The organism is Pseudoalteromonas sp. OOF1S-7 (assembly GCF_022347765.1).
Taxonomy (GTDB): domain Bacteria; phylum Pseudomonadota; class Gammaproteobacteria; order Enterobacterales; family Alteromonadaceae; genus Pseudoalteromonas.
Genome location: NZ_JAKRFZ010000012.1, coordinates 113,138 through 133,974, shown reverse-complemented (window position 1 = coordinate 133,974; position 20,837 = coordinate 113,138). Strand labels below are relative to the sequence as shown.

The 20,837-nt window shown below is 51.1% G+C and carries 12 protein-coding genes and 1 CRISPR repeat array (1 of these 13 cut by a window edge); of the genes, 3 read left to right on the top strand and 9 right to left on the bottom strand.

All coding sequences use genetic code 11. The features are described from left to right. Window positions 1-39 precede the first annotated feature (39 nt). Window positions 40-681 (bottom strand): glutathione S-transferase family protein, encoded by a 642-nt coding sequence (locus tag MHN33_RS16915; RefSeq protein ID WP_239399598.1) that lies wholly within the window; start codon window positions 679-681, stop codon window positions 40-42. A 330-nt stretch (window positions 682-1,011) separates the two neighbouring features. On the opposite strand from MHN33_RS16915, the gene MHN33_RS16910 reads away from it, so the two are divergent. Then, window positions 1,012-2,196, top strand: coding sequence for a cellulase family glycosylhydrolase (locus tag MHN33_RS16910; RefSeq protein ID WP_239399596.1), 1,185 nt, complete (start codon window positions 1,012-1,014; stop codon window positions 2,194-2,196). Between the two features lie 3 nt (window positions 2,197-2,199). Here the strand turns inward: MHN33_RS16910 and MHN33_RS16905 are convergent, their stop codons facing one another. The 7 genes from MHN33_RS16905 to MHN33_RS16875 all read right to left on the bottom strand — a co-directional run bounded on the left by MHN33_RS16905 (window position 2,200) and on the right by MHN33_RS16875 (window position 12,941). Then, a complete protein-coding gene (locus tag MHN33_RS16905) occupies window positions 2,200-2,394 on the bottom strand; it encodes a hypothetical protein (RefSeq protein ID WP_239399594.1) in 195 nt (64 codons plus the stop codon). Window positions 2,395-2,474: 80 nt separating this feature from the next. After that, entirely contained in the window at window positions 2,475-4,760 is a 2,286-nt protein-coding gene (locus tag MHN33_RS16900) for a DPP IV N-terminal domain-containing protein (protein ID WP_239399592.1), read from the bottom strand. A 67-nt stretch (window positions 4,761-4,827) separates the two neighbouring features. Continuing rightward, window positions 4,828-7,632, bottom strand: a complete 2,805-nt coding sequence (locus tag MHN33_RS16895; RefSeq protein WP_239399590.1) for a TonB-dependent receptor — start codon at window positions 7,630-7,632, stop codon at window positions 4,828-4,830. Between the two features lie 401 nt (window positions 7,633-8,033). After that, complete coding sequence (locus tag MHN33_RS16890; protein WP_239399588.1) at window positions 8,034-9,263, bottom strand: MFS transporter; 1,230 nt, start codon at window positions 9,261-9,263, stop codon at window positions 8,034-8,036. Between the two features lie 217 nt (window positions 9,264-9,480). Then, entirely contained in the window at window positions 9,481-10,911 is a 1,431-nt protein-coding gene (locus tag MHN33_RS16885) for a S41 family peptidase (RefSeq protein WP_239399586.1), read from the bottom strand. 158 nt (window positions 10,912-11,069) lie between these two features. Continuing rightward, complete coding sequence (locus MHN33_RS16880) at window positions 11,070-12,443, bottom strand: winged helix-turn-helix domain-containing protein (protein WP_239399584.1); 1,374 nt, start codon at window positions 12,441-12,443, stop codon at window positions 11,070-11,072. An 84-nt stretch (window positions 12,444-12,527) separates the two neighbouring features. Further along, window positions 12,528-12,941 (bottom strand): VOC family protein, encoded by a 414-nt coding sequence (locus MHN33_RS16875; RefSeq protein WP_239399582.1) that lies wholly within the window; start codon window positions 12,939-12,941, stop codon window positions 12,528-12,530. Between the two features lie 407 nt (window positions 12,942-13,348). Between MHN33_RS16875 and MHN33_RS16870 the strand changes: the two genes are divergently transcribed. Beyond that, on the top strand, window positions 13,349-14,812 hold the full coding sequence (locus MHN33_RS16870) for a collagenase (protein ID WP_239399580.1): 1,464 nt from the start codon (window positions 13,349-13,351) through the stop codon (window positions 14,810-14,812). A gap of 74 nt (window positions 14,813-14,886) precedes the next feature. On the opposite strand, the gene MHN33_RS16865 is transcribed toward MHN33_RS16870, so the two are convergent. Next, entirely contained in the window at window positions 14,887-16,947 is a 2,061-nt protein-coding gene (locus MHN33_RS16865) for a M13 family metallopeptidase (protein ID WP_239399578.1), read from the bottom strand. 275 nt (window positions 16,948-17,222) lie between these two features. On the opposite strand from MHN33_RS16865, the gene MHN33_RS16860 reads away from it, so the two are divergent. Next, the gene (locus MHN33_RS16860) at window positions 17,223-17,522 is read left to right on the top strand and encodes a hypothetical protein (protein WP_239399576.1); all 300 of its coding nucleotides are present in this window, start codon (window positions 17,223-17,225) and stop codon (window positions 17,520-17,522) included. A gap of 529 nt (window positions 17,523-18,051) precedes the next feature. Then, a CRISPR array of direct repeats spans window positions 18,052-20,837; the repeat unit is 29 nt; unit sequence CGGTTTAGCCCCGTGCATACGGGGAACAC (it continues 1,892 nt past the right edge of the window).

The window sequence follows — 20,837 nt, the reverse complement described above, 5'->3', positions numbered from 1 at the left end:
AAATATCGACCGCTTCCAATAATACTTGCTCAGCCGTTGCTAATACGCTTCGCGCGCTTTCAACTCGCTAAAGTCACTCATAATCCAATGCTGATAACCGGGACGCAGTTTAATTCTCTCGTACCAAAGGCCAACCCGCCGGGGTAAGTTTACGGTTAACCCTTGGGATGTCAGTCTGTAAAGCACAGAACCCACTGCAATATCAGCCAGGCTCAGCGTATTGCCTGTCAGGTAATCGGTATCTTTTAGCTGTGTCTCAAGGACATGAATACATTCGAGACAGGTATCCAGCGCCTGCTGTACGGCAACCATATCGCGTTTTTCACACGGCTTTCTGTAGTACCCCCAGAACGTTGCCATAAAAGCAGGTTGCAACACACATTGCGACCAGTCCATCCAGCGCTCATGTAATGAACGTTGGTACGGGCACGCAGGGTACCACTGCTCGCCACCATAGCTGGCCGCCAGGTAGCGTAAAATCACGTGGGACTCCCACACAGCCTGGTCTTTATCGACAAGTACCGGTACCTTTTTCATTGGATTAAACTGAGTAAAAGCAGGAGAGTCCAGGCCACCAAAACGACCACCGAGCTCTGTATGTGTATAGCTTATCTTTAACTCTTCGAGTAACCAGAGCACTTTCTGGACATTAAATGACGTAGTACGGCCATACAATTTCACGGCAATTCCTTGTTTTTATTATTAAGTAAGGTGGTTAAGAAGCGCGTTTGTTCCCACCATGGAGCCATCTATTAATATCAGAAAATCATTTGGCTGACAAAGACAGCCGCCCTTGTCAGGTGTGCCTCCTTCTCGCAGCCCGCATACGTCTGCAAAAATAGCTGATGACACAATTCCACCCAATGACAATACTTAACGATCAAAACTCGACTAAAGTCTAAGCTGCTCCCGCCATTTTTCCATTATGTTGGATAAGGTCCGTTGACAATTTTGCGAGTTATTTCTCATTAAAAACGTCAACCGACCCAACACATGTAAAGGAGCAATATTATGAATTATAAGCACTTAGTTGCAATTTCACTCACCGGCGGACTGGCGCTCAGCCAGGCACATGCAGCAAGCTGTCAGGGCGTCAATAGTTACCCTGACTGGACACAAACAGACTGGCAGGGTAACCCCAGCCATGCCAACACCAATGACAAAATGCAGCATCAGGGTAAGCTTTATCGCGCAAACTGGTGGACCCGCGCGGAGCCAGGTAGCAGTTCAGCCTGGCAGTATCTTGGTCGCTGTGATAGCGGCAATCAAATTACCCCGGTTGAACGGTACGGCAAGCTCAGCGTGTGCGGCACCGGATTGTGCAGTGAGCAACAACAACAAATCCAGCTACGCGGCATGAGCAGTCATGGTCTGCAATGGTATGGACTGAACAAATGTTTAACCGGTGCCTCTCTGGATGTGCTGGCACAGGACTGGCGGGCCAATATTGTCCGCCTCAGCCTGTATGTGCAGGAGGGCGGTTATGAAACCGATCCGGCCGGGTTTACCCAACAGATGAACACGCTGATCGACATGGCTAGTCAGCGTGGGTTATATGTCCTGGTGGACTGGCACCAGCTTAATCCGGGCGACCCCAACTATAACCTGGATCTGGCTAAGCAGTTTTTTACCGATGTAGTCACTGCCAACAAAAACCGCAACAACGTAATTTACGACATCGCCAATGAGCCTAACAATGTCAGCTGGCCTGAAGTTCGTCACTACAGCGAGCAGATCATCCCGGTTATCCGGGCGATTCAGCCCGACGCGTTGATCCTGATCGGCACCCATGGCTGGTCTACGTTTGGCGCATCGACGGGTGGCAGCGTCCAGGACGTACTGAACGATCCTGTCCCGTTCGACAACATCATGTACACCTTCCACTTTTACGCAGCATCACACAAAGACTATCACCGCTCGGTACTCGATCAGGCTTCTGATGTATTGCCTGTGTTTGTCAGTGAATGGGGCACCCAAAACTACGATGGAGACGGCCCGAATGATCCAATCAGCTCACAAAAGTATATCGACCTGATGAAACGCAAAAAAATCAGCTGGACCAACTGGAATTATTCCGACGACTTCCGTAGCGGGGCAGTCTGGCAACGTGGCACCTGTAACACTCAGAACTTTACCGACAGTCAGCTCAAAGAGGCTGGCACCTGGGTCAAAGGCTGGATCAGTGAAGGCAGGTAATCATCAGACCAACGCAAAGGGCGCGCAGGCCGTGCCCTGATGATATTTAAGCTGCCACCGGCCATGCGTCAACACCCAAACGGAGCAGCGCTTTGCAAACTCGCTGGCTTCTTCCTGTTGATCAACCAGTGCGGACTGATAGCGCAACAGGTATACATCCGCTGCCAGCTTGTCACAACAGTAATTCTGCGCGTGCACACGCAGGTGCTTAGACGATTCCTCGCCCATCATGGCGACAATGGAGTCAAAGCCCAGGTTGTACTGCGCCCAAGCTCCTATCAGTGTTTGATTGGCTCAATACCTTTCAGATGGCGTAAAAAATACTCCCAACGCAGATGCACAAAATGCGGATGCTCGTCGAGTACATGACCCATATTGGGATAAATCATCAGGTCAAACTGCTTATCCGCCTTGATAAGCGCAGAGACCAGCTGCATGGTCGCAGCTGGATGTACATTGGTGTCCAACTCGCCGTGAGCCAATAACAGCTTCCCTTTCAGGTGTTTTGCCCAGGTCAGATTTGACTGTTCATCCCACTCCGGCGTCACTGGATAACCCATCCAGATTTCATTCCAGCCCGCTTTATCAACCCGGAAATCATGATTTCCCGAGGCAGCTACACCGACCTTAAAAAAATCCGGATATTTAAACAACGCATGCGCGGTATCATAACCGCCTGCACTAAACCCAAAAATTCCAACCCGGTCACTGTCTATAAAAGCATGTCGCTGTGCCAACTGACGGATGGCCGCCACATGATCGTCCGCGCCCCCGCCGAGGTTCTTAAATGAATATTCATGGAATGCCCGGCCGCGTTTATTGGTCCCCCGCCCATCCATTTTAATCACCACAAAACCCAGCTCAGCCAGTGCATTGGCCTGACGCGAATAGGTATTAAAAGATTTGGGCGTAAAAAAGTTATGCGGTCCGGTATAAATGTCATCAATGACCGGATAGCGCTTGCTGGGATCGAAGTTGGATGGTAAGTACATCAAGCCATACAGAGGTGTTTTGCCATCCGCAGCCAGCACCTCAAATGACTGTGGCGGACGCCAGCCAGTCGCCTGTAAAGCACTGATATCGGCCCGTTGAATTTCTCTCACCAATTTCCCCGTGCGGCTATCTCGCAGTACAGTCACAGGTGCCTGTGATGCCGTTGAATAGGTGTCTATCACATACTTAAAATCGGGAGATAATCGCGTATCATGTTCAGCAGGTTCGGGGGTGAGCAATGTCAGATCGCTGCCGTCCAGGTTAACCCGGTACAAATGTCGAAAATAGGGATCTCGGTCTGGCTCTCGTCCTGACGCTTCAAAGTACAGCTGCTTGCGCTGTGTATCCACGCCTCGGATCACCCTTATCGTCATCTCACCTTGCGTGATCGGATTCAATAATTCGCCGTTGCTGGCCTGGTACAAGTACAGATGCTGGTAGCCACTGCGTTGCGAGCTCCAGAGAAAAGCATCCAGCTCCGGTAATGCCCAATACGTTTGTACCCAGGGATCGATGTATTTATCATCACGCTCTTCAACCAAAGCCCGCACCTGAGCTGTGTGCGGATCCACTTCGCGCATAAAGTACTGACGATTACCCCGCCGTCGATCATGGTACACATAGCGACCATTGTCCTGCCACCAGCCCCACAATGCGCTGCCATAGTAAGTCTGCATCACCGGCGGAGCATCCAGCTTGATGGCCTTTTTCTTATCGGTGTCCACCAGCACCAGGCTGGCTTGTGGTAATGTTTCCTGCCCGGCTGAAGGATAGTAATAACGGACCGTTTTCGGTCTCAGGCTCGCCTCATGATCAGACTGAACCAGGGTGTATAAGTCGGTGCCACTGCGATCCAGCTGATAGGTGATTAGATAGCGGCTGTCTTTGGACCACGCCAGAGAAACGCCTTCACGCTGATAGTCTGTGCCTGCCTTAAAGCTGCGCGCCGGATTCGGGTGCGTTGCAGCATAGGGGATCTCCTCCGTGCCATTCCGGGTGAGTACAGTGCGCTCTCCCGAGTGCTTATTAACCAGTATCAGGTTGTGGTTTTCAACCACCACTTGCCACCGCCCATTCGGTGAGACACCTTGTTCCGGAGCTTCGGTCTGCACTCGCGTCTGATGGTCACAGGTATACTCAGGCAAAGTGCAGGCCCATTGAGTCTGTTCAATATTAAACTCTAACCGGGATCCGCTCAGCGTGATTTGTTTGAACGGTAATCGCGCTGCTGACACCTCTGTCAAACCCTCTGCGCGCAATACATCCGCAATTTTATGATGATCAAACGCTGCAGACTGCGTGTTCTCGCTCGGGTCAACCAGCACAAAACGATGGCCATGGTCGTGCTGTTGTATAAACCAGAAACGACTCCCCTCATCCATCCAGTTCGCAGTCAGTGTGTCGTTTTTGACTAACGGGGCGAGATTTTCCGGCAAGAATTGTTCAGCCCGCAGATAGAGCCTCTGAACATCTCCTTGCTGCTCTGCCTGTGATTCCCTCACGGGAAGACTATGACAGGCTGTCAGTATCACGCTTGAGCTAAGTAACAATGCCAGTGTGCGCTGCAACATAAATCGGTCTCCTAAAGCAAAAAACCCACTGCGCACCATGCGCAAGTGGGCCGGGGGAAATAAGGGATCAGAAACGAACTTTGGCCTGTAAGAAATACTCCATACCGACCGGGTTATACTTATTGATATCGGCGAATGGCCACCACTTTTCAGATTCATGCTGGTGCGGCTTTTTGTCGAGCAGATTGACCACACTCAAAGACAGACTTATGTCCTCAGTGACATCATAGCCCGCTTTCAGGTTCACTGTGGTCCAGGCCGGGTAGCGCTCTGGCTGCTCAGCGTCTTCTACAGGCGACGTGCCCAGGCGATTAATGAATAAAGAGGCTGACACCGCTTCTTTATTCCAGCCCAGGGTCAGGTTGGTTTTGGTCCGGAACGTGTTATTCCAGGGCAAATCACGAATGTCTTCCACCTCATCTTCAGGCAGGAAACGGAACGGCGATTCAAAGATATGGCTGTAGTCGAGCTTGGCTTTGAAAGTACCAAATTCATGGGTGTCAATTTTATAACTGGTGCTGAAATCAACGCCGGTTTGTTGGCGAAAACCTATGTTATACGGTATGGTCGACACACTGGTAACCCCACCCTTCGGGCCACCCCGTTGAACACGGGACAGGGCATCCTGACACTTAGGAGAGTTTTTATCTATGTTGCTATCAAACTGCCCAAAGCCCAGCAAACACTCCGCCTCATAACGGAACAAACCATCCATCGTCATCACGCCAATTTGGTTTTCCAGGTGAAGCTTGTAAAAATCCAGAGTCATCGACCAGTTATCTGTGATATCTGCCACCATGCCTATGCTGGCACTGTAACCCGTTTCTTCTTTGAGCGATAAGTCGCCTTCTGTGTATCGGCGAACGCTACCTGAGTTGTAATCTTCCGAGCAGAATTTCCATCCCTGTCCGGCCGTCAACCCTTCTTTGGTTGCACACTCATAGAAATCGGTGCCCGATGCGAAGGACGAACTGCGCTCAGCATTCATCACATGCATATCCGGCGCACGGAAGCTGGTTGCATAGTTCGTGCGTAGCATCAACTCTTCCATTGGTCGCCAGGTTAGTCCAAGCTGATAGGTCGCGGCACCATTGACATCGGATTTATCGTCATAATGATCATAACGAGCGGCCAGTGTTGCATCCAGTTTGCCAGCACCACTGCTTTCATCCATCAGCGGGATAGCCAGCTCGAACCCGATGGCGTAGTGGTCACGATCTCCTTTACCGCGGATCCCACTCCAGCCGTAAATATCCCCATCTACCGTTGGCTGATCGGTGATAAACTCATAACTCTCCTGAATGACTTCGGCCACGGTTGCGAACTGCAAAGGTCCGGAATCCAGCTCCATCAAGGTACCCGACAACTCAAATGCCAGGTTATACATTGCAGAGTCCCCCTTACCGACCGACGTATGCGTAACATCATTAAACATCTGTGGGGTCAGCTCACCCAAAATATCGAAGTTTTTAGGGGTATAATCGCTATTAAGCTGGCTGGCGTTAACCGTCACCCAACGGCTGCCGTCCCATGGCTGGTCCCAGTCTTTGCCTTTTTCGCCAAAAATTTTTGCCAGCATCTTCTGATCATCAAAACGCACGACACGGTCTTCATAGTCATACTGGCCACCCGAAAAACTCACGCTGTAATCGTACTCACCCGCAATCACCCCACGGATCCCGGTGATAAAAGTCAGTGATGTTTCATCAAAGGCCTGGTTGGACGTTGGCACTTCGTGGCTTCTGAAAGTACGGTAGAAATGACGGCTGCCCAGCCAGGAGTCCCCGTCGGCTAACTCACCTCGTACGTCGTAGTCCGCTTTGAAGCTATACCGGTAGATCCCGGCCTCTCCCTCGGATTTCATGCCAATGATATCCGCATACAGCGATGTATCGGCATCCAAATCATGATCCAGGTGCAAAAACAAAGAACTGCGGTCCCTGTCATTCCTGACGGTGTAAGTGTCATAGGTATTGTCACCACAGTAATGAGGCGTATCTGTGTCTGAATCATTTTGTTTGAACGGCGTTCGGTTGGGGTTGTACACGGCTTCATACCCAACTGCTGCGCACTTATCTTCAATGTCAATTAGCATATATGGATCCGGCTGATATCGCGCCCAGTAAGACATGACCTGAGTAAGGCCATGACGGGTTTCATCCGGACCATCGGTCGGTTCATCAAACCAATCCCGGTCATCACCATGAATGGGTTTGCGCTGATCAAGTTCCACTCCCAGGGTGAAATTGGTATCACCAAAAGATCCGCCAGTCGTAAAACTCAGCTTGTCTGAAGCGCCTCCCCCATCTTTGGTATCACCACGGCGATACGTTAAGGTGGACTCATCAACATCATCTTTTAAAATCACATTGACCACTCCGGTCACCGCATCCGAACCGTAAATGGCCGAGGCACCACCACTGAGAATTTCAATCCGCTTGACCGCATCGCTTGGGATAGTGGCCAGGTTGGTGACGTTCCCACTAACTGTGCCTGAGGGTTTAGGTAATACCGGAATGCGACGACCATTAATTAACACCAGAGAGTAAGAGGAGCCAAATCCCCGCAGATTGAGCGCCTGTGCGTTGGCATTGAAGTTATTTGAATTTGCTTCACCAATGAAAATACCACTGTTTGATGAAATGGCGCTCAGTGCATCAAAGACATTGGCATGCCCCTGCATTTGAATGTCTTCGGCCGTAATGGTTACCAGTGGAGACGCCCCTTCAAGGTCAGCACGCTTGATCCGTGAACCCGTTACTTCAACCACATCCATGTCCTGTTTTTCAGATACCTGCTGTTCAGCATACACCGGAACAGCACAACTCATAGAAACACACAAAGCCACCGCTGACTTACGAAAATTTAACATACCGAATTTCCTGTTGTTATTTATTGCTTTTTATTGAAGATCGGTACGACTATAACCCAACAAAATATTGTATACAATATTTAATATCCCGTTATGAAAAATGTCATTTTTATTCATTTCAGAGATCAAAGAGTCACCAAAACGGTGTTCAGTAAGGACTAAGTGGGAGTATTTATGCGATAAAGTACTTGCGCATTTTCTCTCAGGCTTTAATAACAGCAAAGCAAACGAGCGCTTGGGCAACAATTTGGTGCCGTTCCATGACGCACTTGACCAGACAAGCCAGGCCTGGAGCAGCTACCAAATAGGCAGGCCACAAAAGGAATATTGAAATAAATGAGTTAACAACCAAACAGCAGGCAATAAACAGAGCAACCACATATTGCAGCCGCTCTGAGCTGTTACACCTCAGACACGGTTCGAGGAGTATCTTTTAGCTTAAGTTCAGCCACTTTGTAAAACGCCAGGGCCGCAAAGGAGGTGAGCGTTGTCAGCACAAATAACATGATCCCGCTCGACAGATCCAGCACCAGGCCGCCAAGAATAGGCGCAAACGCATAGCCTAATGAACACAAGCCTGCCGCGCCAAAGTAGCTGGCCTTCAGGTTATCAGGCGCCAGTCGGTCAACATACACATTAATATTGCTGAACATAATGGCTTCGCTCAGGCTCAGCACAATCATCGCCGTTATCCAGCCCCAGGTATTGTGCACATCATTCAAGGCCATCATCACTTGCGAAACCACCAGAATCGCGCCACCCAGATACAGCCTGTGCTCGATGCGCCAGTTGCGCATCAGGTGCAACAGCGGAAACTGGCAGACAATGATCACGGAAGAATTGGTAATGATCATCGCCGAGATCAACCAGGCAAGCTCGTGGACGTCAGCGCGGGTCAGATATTGCACCAGGCTGGTATCACACTGTGCATAAACAAAGTACACCAGCGTCGTTGCGACTAACACCACCAAGAAGGTATTGTCTTTATTGAGTATTTTCAGCCACTGAGAGAATTTAGGAGCAGACTGAGTAGTCTGCGCCGCTATCCCACCCTGAGGCCGGAAATACACCAAAGCCACCAGCAACCCCAGGTAAGACACAGCAGTGTAGATAAAACTGAATTGCTCGCCATTGAGGCCCGCCCACAGGCCATAAAGCGGACCCAACGCGGCACCCACATTGACCAGAAAATACAATAGGTGCAGCGCCAGCTCTCTGTCTTTGGGGTTAGCCAGCTCCTCTGTCAGCAAAGCTTTACTGGGTGCCTCCCATAACGTACGTGGCATACACGCCAGAAACACAGCGACGGCAAACAGCCACAACGAATTGGCCAGCGCCAGCAAAGCAAAGGACACCACTCCAACCAGCACTGCAACATAGAGCATTTTTGTACGACCGAATCGATCCGCCAGATTACCAGTATAAAACCCCAGAAACACCGCCAGTGTGGCTGAGCCGGTTAACAACAGCCCGACCTCTGTGGCACTCAAACCATAATTTTCATACAGCATCACAGCCAGAAACGGCCACACCATGTAGTAACTGGCGCGGACAAAGAAATTGCCGATCAGCATCACCCAGACCAAGGGCGTAAATCGCGACAACTGCATTGGTAAACTACTGATATTCATATTTTTCCCTAGTATCGTTATTTTTATTGTGACCAGACTAATTCCTCAAGTTAAGTTTAGGTCAAACTTTATTTAGTCGTTTTTACTATTTCCATCATATCATCAGCCAAGATTGTGCAATCAATAATTAAAGCATCGAGTATCAGACTCGGAGATCAAAAAATGCGGCGCTTTGGCCGCATAAGCAGGGAGTCATTAATGGCGGGATAACCCTATTTTAAAGCGAGCGGGATGCACTCATCGCTTTGGCGATAAATGCCTCCTTACTCAGGCCTTGCGGCGCGATCACAATATCCGGCTGCACTGGCGTCATTTGCTGCGTGCCAGACGGGCGATCGAGAATAAAACGGGGTGCAACGGCGCGTATGCCAGTGTGCTTCAGGGTGAGAAACTGGATCCCGCCACTTTGTGAGCTACGCCCACCAGTTGGCGTGCCCACCAGAGTTGCAAGCCCATAGTCCTGAATGGTGTTTGCAAACAGCACCGACGATGAGTAAGTCAGTGGACCGGTCAGGACACTCACTTTGCCTTTAAACAGCGAGCCAGGCGAAGTGTCGGGCTGAGTTACTTTGGTCAGTTCGCCTGACAGCACTGAACCAATCACCTCACCTGGATCGCGATATTTTTCCAAAATTCGCACCTGATAAGTCGAGCCATGGCGATAAGGCTTAGTCGCAATGTATTTCAAGATTCCCCGCTTCCAGTAAACGTCATCTCCACCGGTATTGTCAGAAATATCTATCATCAGGTGCTGAATTCGCGCTTTGTTCAGTCGCTCAAATGTTTCAGCCATAAACTGAAAATACGCATCAGGTTCATTCCAGCCAAACTGTTTGATAGTTAACAGAGCCTGCTGATTGTCGAGCAGTTTGAGGTTAAAGTTTTCATCGAAAGTGCGTTGTTTGATACTTTTGGGTGCCTTGTTAAGCGCTGCAACCTGCACCGTCTGGCCCTTGTCGAGCGTCACCGTAAATGCGTCTGTAGCGCCGTACATCAGCCGATAGGTCATAGCGAAGCGGCGGGCCAGCAAGGCGCTGCGAAAGGCATCATTATCACCTTCAATTCGCTGCAACAAGGCCGCGATAACCTCTGCTGTGGGCACACCATTGATCTGAGTAATATATTTGCCATCATGTTCCGACGACCCGCCACCGAGCTCACCCACCACCTGGAGCCCCTGCTCACTCAAGGCCACTTCAAAGGGAAATAGCTCAACGCCCTGCGCTATCCATTGTCGCCATTGCGCATTGGTACCATCGCCAATACTCAGGTGTCCGTCCGCCATGATGGCGTTGAGGCTGGCAAACTCACGCCACACCTGCTCACCAGTCATCGCTTCATTCAGTGTGTCACGCAGTGCGTCAATCCGGGCATAGAAGGCATCGACATTCTCTATGCTGTGAGTGAGATCCGGGTGTGTGGCGTGCACCCAGTGAACCCACTGATTGATGTCAGCCTGAATTGCTTCTGCACTGTGCAGCTCAGAGAAGTGACCTAAGGTGTCCCGGGCCTGTACTGCCTGAGCACCAGTCAGAAGCAGCAACGCCCCTGTCAGTGAATAACGCAGCTGACGGCTGAACCAGTCGGTTAAGCGCTTACTTTGCTGTTTGGGTGCCTGAGCAGCCATGATCTTGGTGGCATTAAACATATCGGTATCCTTTTGCTTTATGGTTTTCGTTTTGCACTCTTTATTATTTGCAGATTACATGCCAAAAAATAAACCATTAAAAATCATAAGGATAACAAAATCCAAGTCCATTCCGGACGGACAACGGACAGTCCGCGGACGCTCGGGAGCCGGGCATATTACCGACCGGACACATTTAGTCTCTGTACCAAGGCCAGATACGGCGGGTACCCATGCAAAGGTGTAAAAACAGGGTCCACCGCTGCCCACAGTACAGCATGCTGGCGTGCCTCAAAGGCCTGCTCCAGATAGGTTACCGCAACCTCGGGCTCACCAGCCATCACTGCATACCGCGCCAGTGACATAGGCGGCGTATAATGGCCAATCTCAGCCCGCAGCGGATCTTCATGCAGCAGCCAGCGATAGACGCCGGATAAACCATCACGGGCAAAAGCAAACTCAGCCTGCGCCATCAATTGTGGACTGTACCCGGCGTCTTGCATTACCCACTTCATCTCGGCAAATGCCTTATCATACTCGCCCAGCTGCTCGTACACTGTGCGCAAACAAATATGATAAAAGCGGTTACTGCTGCTATCTGGCTGCAATTTGAGCAGAACATCCAGCGCGGCCTCATGCCGCTGGCTCATGGTATATATCCAGGCAACACTCTCGCTGGAATAACCACTTGGCTCTAACAGGCGATACTGCTCAATGTGTTCCAGCGCCCCCTGAAAATCGCCCCGCGCCAGCAAGTACTGACCATACCAATGATGTCCCTGCGGACTCGGTAGCGCCGCCCTGAAGAAACGCCCGGCAGCCACTGGGTCAAAGTCGATGAGCATGATCAGGTGTGCCATCAGCAAATTTGCCTTGGCATGCTGCGGTATTCTGGCTAACACCGACGTGAGCAGCGCGTAAGCACGGTTGCGGTTGCGGGCATTACGCTGAGGATTGTCCAGTAGCTGACGTAAATAGGCGTCAGCCAGCCAGACTTGTGGCTCTGTCAGATCTGAGCGGGTTAACGTCAGCTGTTGTAACAGCGTGATACTCTGGTCAATGGCACTGGGGTCGTTATTAAGTATGTAGCGCGCTTTTTTGAAGTTTTCGGCCTGCAAGGGCGTCATCGGTTCGGGTGCCGAAGACACATTAAGCTGACTGCCCAGCAGCACCGTTGCCAATAAAAATACAGCCGCCAGGAACACCAAATAACCCGAGAGCTCCGGCTTATCATCACCGATATGCGGACCCACCCAGCGATAACCAACACCACAAACCGTTTTGATGTATCTGGGTTGCTTGACACTGTCACCCAATAACTTGCGCAAGCCGTTTACGGTGACATAAATGGCGTCTTCACTCACGACCCTGCCCGGCCACAAAGTCGTAAAGATCTGTTCTTTTGTCACATCCTGGCTGGTATGCGTCATGAGCAGCTTCAGCAGTGCATACTGTTTATCGTCCAGCGAGATCACCCGCTGACTGCTTTGCAACTGCTGATGCTGATGATTAAGTACCCAATCTGGTTTGGGAATGATGTTGACCGTCGCCATCCCGGCAGCCTCTGTTAGAACCCTTTCTGGCTACCGATGATAAAGTAAATTTTTTGTAAAGTCTCGTACCGATTTGTTGTTTATTTAATCGCTATTTCGTTCGACGGGTATATCACTCAGATATTCCACAAATTCCACTTCAAATCCGGCAGGGTCAACAAAGTAAACATTCTTCCGGTGCGGATGCAGCGAGCCGTCTTTATCGACCGGATATCCAGCCTTATTTAGCCGCGTAATGACCGCATCAACCGACTGTACCACGTAGGCAAAGTGCGCCAGCCCCACCGAAAAACCCTTGAGCTCACGGTTGTTGCCCTCGCCATGATCACTAAAGGCAATATAGTGAAAATCATCACCAAAATGTAACCAGCTTCTGGGCTTGCCGTGCCAGCTTCCGCTCCCCTCACTGCGCACACGCCAGTGTGGAAAAGCAGCGCGGTAAAAATTAAGCACCTGTTCGATGTCGTCAACGACTAAATTTACATGTTCCAGATACATAGAACACCTCCTTATTTATTCTGCATTGTGGCATTAAACATACGCAGCAACTGCGCGGAAAAAGATCGACTGGTAAGCGTGAACGTTTGCATAATCTGACTCCTTTTTTAATGTGCAGCCAAGATAAAACCTTAAGTAAAGTTGAGGTAAAGTGTTTTTTTAATTTTTTTAGCAACAAGCCGGCCCATATAAATTCTCAACCACCACTTGAATATTGTATAAAATATAATATATTGAAATTGCTTCTGCTTATTTTATATACAGAAGTCAGTGATTCGGATGCTAACCTCGTAGCTCAAGAATGAAGTAGTCATTTGTTTTTATTTCACTTTTAACTTGCGAACAATACTTCCGGATCAACACTCACCGCAAAAAATGCGGCTCATACAACTGTAAAGGAAACAATAATGAATCTGGTTAAACATACGTGGTGCATGTCACTGCTTGTTTTACTCAATGGGCCAGCCCTCGCGGCCCAGCTGGAGGATAAATGCGCTACTTCAGCCCCATTTACCGGCAGGACATTGCAAAATGGCGAAACAGTTTGCCTGGCGGCAGGCTCGCGCACTTATCTAAGCGTGGCGAATATCGACGATTATGACAACGTTGCCATCAGCACAGGCTACGGCACCGGCGATTTGAGCCTGTATGCCCGAAGTGGCGGCTGGCCAAAACTGGATGGCAGTGATCCCAGCTCCCGCAGACCTGGCAATGCCGAGTGTATAGTACTGAGTCGCCCCGCTTCGTATTGGGGGTACATCACGCTGGATGGCAACCACAGTGGCAGCTCTATTGTGGTGGATCTCGGCGCCACCACTTGTCGAACCACAGATACCACGGAGCCACCAACAGAGCCCCCGGGCGGCAACGACGGTTACCCCTATGATCACGTCAATATTCAGGTCTATCGCTTTCAGTTCAGCGATACGCCACTGCAATGGCCAACCATGGAAAGTGACTTACAAGGCGTCACCACTTATTACGATCAGCAGTCTTATGGGCGGTTTAACGTGACCTACGACACCCGCACGCCGATCATTAATATCAACCAGCCAAAAAGTACCTACGACAACGACTTTCACGGCTGGACGGCACTGTGGAAGAGCAAAATTAAAGCACTGGGTGTTGACCCGGATGCCCCAGGTAACGCCCAGGTTGTGATGATGGTGGCTCCCCAGGTAGGGAACTACAATTCCAGCGCTGCGCCACCGAGCATTACGCTTTACCACCACACCACAGGTGTGGTTGCCCATGAACTCGGGCACGCGCTGGGGCTGCGTCATGCCAAGGCACTGGAAGCCGGGCCAGGCAAGGTCATCGGTGTCGGGGACTATGATAAAGAAAGTCTGAACTATGGCAATGTGTACAGCATGATGGGGATGGGCGCCCACTCCTTACAAGCCTATAACCTGTTGTATAAAAGCTATTTTGGCTGGCTGACCGACAGTGAGGTCCCGGTGATTAACGCCTCGGGTACCTACCGAATTTATGCCTTTGATCAGGGTGCCAATAACCAGGGTTACATAGGCCTGCGTTTGAAATCCGGCAACGGAAAATATACCTACTGGCTGGAATATCGCACGTCGCATGATCGCTACACCGGTACACAAAGTGGCGTGCTGGTCAATTTGCAAGGCTACTTTGAGAATGAAACCGATGAGCGATTCTGGAAAACCACCTCGTATCTGCTGGATATGACCCCCGGTTCCAAAACGCCTGGCTGGTGGGGAGATGATCAGACCGACTCCGAGCTTGTCATTGGCCAGAGCTATACCGATCACTGGGGTGGGTTTACTATCACGCCAGTCCGCAAAGGCGGGACGATTGGTGCACCCGATGCGTGGATAGAGGTGAAGGTAGAGCTGAAGTAATTTAAACGCAGCTCACACCCGTAAGCAGATAGCAAGATAGCAGGGCCTTCCTGCTATCTTATTGTGCTCATACGCTACCAGATCTTAACTCGCTCGGTGGGTGGCCGGTAAAGCTTATCGCCCTCTTTTACAGAAAACGCCTCATAGAAAGGGGTAAAGTTAGACAGCGGACCATTGGCACGGAACGCTTCCGGGGCATGCACATCCGTGACTAAGCGCTGACGTAACGCCGCTTCGTGCTTTTTAGTCCGCCAGTTTTGCGCAAAGCCAATAAAAAAGCGTTGCTCGGGCGTATACCCATCCAGCACGGTTTTTTCTTTGCCCGCCAGAGACAACATATAAGCCTTGTATGCCAATGTGACGCCCCCCAGATCTCCGATGTTTTCGCCCAGCGTCAATCGGCCATCAATAGCCACATCTTCAAAAGGGCGATAACGATTAAACTGTGCCACCAGCGCATCGCCACGGGCTTTAAATTCTGCCAGGTCGGGCTCCGCCCACCAGTTACGAATATTTCCGTCACCATCAAACTGCGCCCCCTGATCATCAAACCCATGACCCAGCTCATGACCAATCACCGCGCCAATTGCCCCATAATTCACGGCATCATCGGCCGATAAATCGAACGACGGAGGCTGTAACCTGGCGGCAGGAAATACAATCTCATTTTTCAGTGGATGGTAATAGGCATTGACCGTTTGCGGTGTCATTTCCCACTTGTGCTCGTCAACTCGCTGATTGATTTGCGCCATTTCGTATTTAAAATTGTATTGATGAGCCCGCATGACATTACCGATCAGATCATCCTGGCGGATCTCAAAGTCGTAACTGCGCCAGACATCCGGGTAACCTATTTTATAGCGAACCTTGGCCAGCTTTTCCTGCGCGGCGGCCTTGGTTGCGTCACTCATCCAGCTCAGCTCATTAATGCTGTCACGATAGGCTGCTATGAGGTTACGGACCATTTCCTCCATTTTTGCTTTCGCCTGGAGTGAGAAATGCGCGTCGACATACAGCTTGCCCACCTCTTCACCCAAAGTGTCGCTGATCAGACCCACCCCTCGCTGCCAGCGAGGCTCCATCTTTTTAACACCGCGCAGCGTGCGCTTGTAAAAATCGAAGTGCGCGGCAACAAATGGCTCACTCAGTTGTGGTGCAAAGTGGTTAAGCGTGTGAAACCTGAGGTAAGTCTGCCAATCCTGCACCGACACCTGGGTAAACAACTTCCCCAGCCCGGCGAAGAAATCGGGTTGCATCAGGATCACCTTATCCATTGCTGGTAACGCCATCGCCTGCGCGGCTTTTTCCCAGTTCAATTTTCCGAGCGTAGTACGTAACTGATCGGGCGTACGTGGATTATAAACAAGGCTAAGCTGACGCGACTGAGAACGACTTAACATCACAGCGGCCAGTTTGGTCTCCAACTCAAGTACCGCCTGAGCACGCACTTGCGGCTGAGGCTCTCCACTGAGATGCAACAGCGCTGTGACAAGTTGCAGATACTGATGACGCGTCCGGGCCGTTTTCTCATCCTCATTAAGGTAATAATCTATAGCAGGCATGCCGATGCCATTTTGCATAAGATACAGCACAGTAAGAGACGAGTTTTTGCCATCCGGCACCGCAAACAGCCGCAGCGGCGTTGTTACTTTAAGCGTGGTCAGTTTCCCAATTAACGTGCTTAGCTGATCATAGCTCTGTACGGCATCAATTTCAGCCAACAAGGGGTTAAGCGGTTTAAGCCCGAGTTGCTCCACGCGCTGTTGATTCATAAAGCTGGCATAAAAGTCACCAATTTTTTGCTCACTACTGCCGTGAGCCCCCGACTGTTGCTGCGCTTGCTGGATCAAGGCTTTTACCGCTTCATCCGACTCATAACGCAGCCTGTCAAAACTGCCCCACGACGAGCGTTCTGCCGGAATGGCCGTTGTGCTTAACCATTTGCCATTGACGTGCTGATAAAAGTCATCCTGTGGTCTGACATTCATATCAAAGTTTTGCAACTCAACCCCGGACTTAAGGCTTTGCTGCGCCTGAGAGTACACACTTTTATCACTTGAGCTCCCATGCTGTGTACAACCCCCCAACACAACCAACGCCGCCGACACAGCCAACACCAACGTGCACTTTTTCATCCCTACTATCCTTAATATTGTTATTATTCATATTTTTAAGGCCGCACTATGTCGCATCGCAAAAAACATTGCAAGCAGATGTTAGTCCTACCGCAGCGCAACTTTATAATCAAATTTTCTATACCTATCAAAGCATTAAAAACATCAACCACATCACACGTTGCTAACTTTTCATCGCTTCAGCCCCGCATCTGCGGGGGCGAAGCAAGACCGAAACACCGCTTCACAACTTGCTGAGGTGAGCGCATGGATGCGCGAAGGACGCTGCTTCATGGATGAATCACGGCTCATTTTTAACCTTTGCGATTAGATTTAGCCCCGCACCTGCGGGGGCGAAGCAAGACCGAAACATCGTTTCGCAGCTTGCTGAGGTGAGCGCATGGATGCGCGAAGGACGCCGCTTCATGGATGAATTACGGCTCATTTTAACCTTTGCGATTAGGTTTAACCCCATGCATACGGGGGCGAAGCAAGACCGAAACATCGTTTCGCAGCTTGCTGAGGTGAGCGCATGGATGCGCGAAGGACGCTGCTTCATGGATGAATTACGGCTCTTTTTTAACCTTTTAGATTAGGTTTAGCACCGCGCCTGCGGGGGCGAAGCAAGACCGAAACATCGTTTCGCAGTTTGCTAAGGTGAGCGCATGGATGCGCGAAGGACGCTGCTTCATGGATGAATTACGGCTCTTTTTTAACCTTTGCGATTAGGTTTAGCACCGCGCCTGCGGGGGCGAAGCAAGACCGAAACATCGTTTCGCAGCTTGCTGAGGTGAGCGCATGAATGCGCGAAAGACGTTGCTTCATGGATGAATTACGGCTCTTTTTTAACCTTTGCGATTAGGTTTAGCACCGCGCCTGCGGGGGCGAAGCAAGACCGAAACACCGCTTCACAACTTGCTGAGGTGAGCGCATGGATGCGCGAAGGACGCTGCTTCATGGATGAATTACGGCTTTTTTTAACCTTTTAGATTAGGTTTAGCCCCGTGCATACGGGGGCGAAGCAAGACCGAAACATCGTTTCTCAGCTTGCTGAGGTGAGCGCATGGATGCGCGAAGGACGCTGCTTCATGGATGAATTACGGCTCTTTTTTAACCTTTGCGATTAGGTTTAGCCCCGTGCATACGGGGAACACGAGAGTGTCGCAAACATACGTCCGGGGGATGGCGGTTTAGCCCCGCACCTGCGGGGAACACGCCATAATCGATCCTTTACGCCACTTGCATGGCGGTTTAGCCCCGCACCTGCGGGGAACACGCATTTTCTCCAGCTGGTTTTCAAGGTCTCTGACGGTTTAGCCCCGCACCTGCGGGGAACACGGTCTGCCCTGCTATCTGGTTCACCCAGTTAGCGGTTTAGCCCCGCACTTGCGGGGAACATGGTGGCGTTCGCCGTTACTGTCAATATGCGTGGCGGTTTAGCCCCGCACCTGCGGGGAACACAGTTGAGTTGTTTTTGTGCGCATTGCTATTTCCGGTTTAGCCCCGCACCTGCGGGGAACACCGCCAATACCCCTAACAATACTTGCACGCCGTCGGTTTAGCCCCGCACCTGCGGGGAACACGGACCATACTTGTCCCAGTCGCTCAATACCTGCGGTTTAGCCCCGCACCTGCGGGGAACACTCAACTGGCCCGCTCCAACACACGGAGAAGGGCGGTTTAGCCCCGCACCTGCGGGGAACACTCCATAGCTCTTTAATTAGGCACCCATCAAAACGGTTTAGCCCCGCACCTGCGGGGAACACGAATATGTCCGACCAAGATTGATTCCATAGCTCGGTTTAGCCCCGTGCATACGGGGAACACCAAAAAATGGAATATCAGAGCGATATGTGGGACGGTTTAGCCCCGTGCATACGGGGAACACGCATTCAGGCTAAGCGAGCAGGCCTGGAGCCTGCGGTTTAGCCCCGTGCATACGGGGAACACTTTTGAACATGTCCCAAAAGCAGCTGACCGAACGGTTTAGCCCCGTGCATACGGGGAACACGATCCACCAATTGTTGCCAGCCTATATCGGGACGGTTTAGCCCCGTGCATACGGGGAACACGTGGCACGGCATGGCACGCAGCTACACTGACACGGTTTAGCCCCGTGCATACGGGGAACACGACAAAGCCGCCACGTAGGCTAACCAAGTCGAGCGGTTTAGCCCCGTGCATACGGGGAACACGCATTTTTGAGATTGACTTCATCACGTTCAGCCGGTTTAGCCCCGTGCATACGGGGAACACATATGTAAGTGGCTATTCACAAATATACGTTCCGGTTTAGCCCCGTGCATACGGGGAACACGCTGCGTTGACCAATGGCGTTAGGGTATCAAACGGTTTAGCCCCGTGCATACGGGGAACACGTCTTTCCTTTGTCTATCTGGGCAATGCCATCTGGTTTAGCCCCGTGCATACGGGGAACACGATGCGGTGAATGCATATATTCCTGGGGCAGAACGGTTTAGCCCCGTGCATACGGGGAACACATGCCAAACGATGACCGGTAGGTATGTATGCGCGGTTTAGCCCCGTGCATACGGGGAACACAACCTATCGCGAGCCTCGGCGTAACCGAAAAACGGTTTAGCCCCGTGCATACGGGGAACACTTTTTAGAGGCCATCAACTCAAACAAAAAGTACGGTTTAGCCCCGTGCATACGGGGAACACCGGGTATATAAAAGGATATAAATGTCTGCCCACGGTTTAGCCCCGTGCATACGGGGAACACCAAAGTAAATACGATAAGACAAAAGACCAAGCCGGTTTAGCCCCGTGCATACGGGGAACACACGCACCGCCTGCAATCGATCCAGTGCATTTTGCGGTTTAGCCCCGTGCATACGGGGAACACTCAGACATATCTACAGCCATGTCTTGAGGGTACGGTTTAGCCCCGTGCATACGGGGAACACGCCGAATAGAAAAAACCATCGAAGATAAAAAGCGGTTTAGCCCCGTGCATACGGGGAACACCGCTGCCAGCCCTGATATCAGAAACACTTTCGCGGTTTAGCCCCGTGCATACGGGGAACACCGCTGCCAGCCCTGATATCAGAAACACTTTCGCGGTTTAGCCCCGTGCATACGGGGAACACGCGTCCATCACTCAGGGAGTAGTTATAACTGTCGGTTTAGCCCCGTGCATACGGGGAACACTCGCATTCTGGACGACCTGGCCGAGCACCGTGCGGTTTAGCCCCGTGCATACGGGGAACACTACACTACACCTTTATCCCGTTTGCACTACACCGGTTTAGCCCCGTGCATACGGGGAACACCTGTGCAGGCGCATACTCGATACGCCTGCCATCGGTTTAGCCCCGTGCATACGGGGAACACACCATCGACCACAACATGCGGCTCCCTAGTCGCGGTTTAGCCCCGTGCATACGGGGAACACTGGTAAAGGCAGTCGTCACAAACGACTAAAGGCGGTTTAGCCCCGTGCATACGGGGAACACCAAGATTTTTCACGTGAGACATTTGATTAACTCCGGTTTAGCCCCGTGCATACGGGGAACACTGAGTGGCCAGTTGCAGCTGGCCACCAGTTCACGGTTTAGCCCCGTGCATACGGGGAACACATCGGATTTAATTTTCGTGAAATTCACATCGCCGGTTTAGCCCCGTGCATACGGGGAACACGCCTTTGCACGCGTTAGGGTCTGTGCCTATCGCGGTTTAGCCCCGTGCATACGGGGAACACGCTCTGGCTCTGAGACTCCAACGTCTCGATGACGGTTTAGCCCCGTGCATACGGGGAACACAGTAAAATTTTACTTTGCTACGTTATCGATCTCGGTTTAGCCCCGTGCATACGGGGAACACCAGCCGCGTGCGAGGATGACGTCAGGGTCATGCGGTTTAGCCCCGTGCATACGGGGAACACATGTT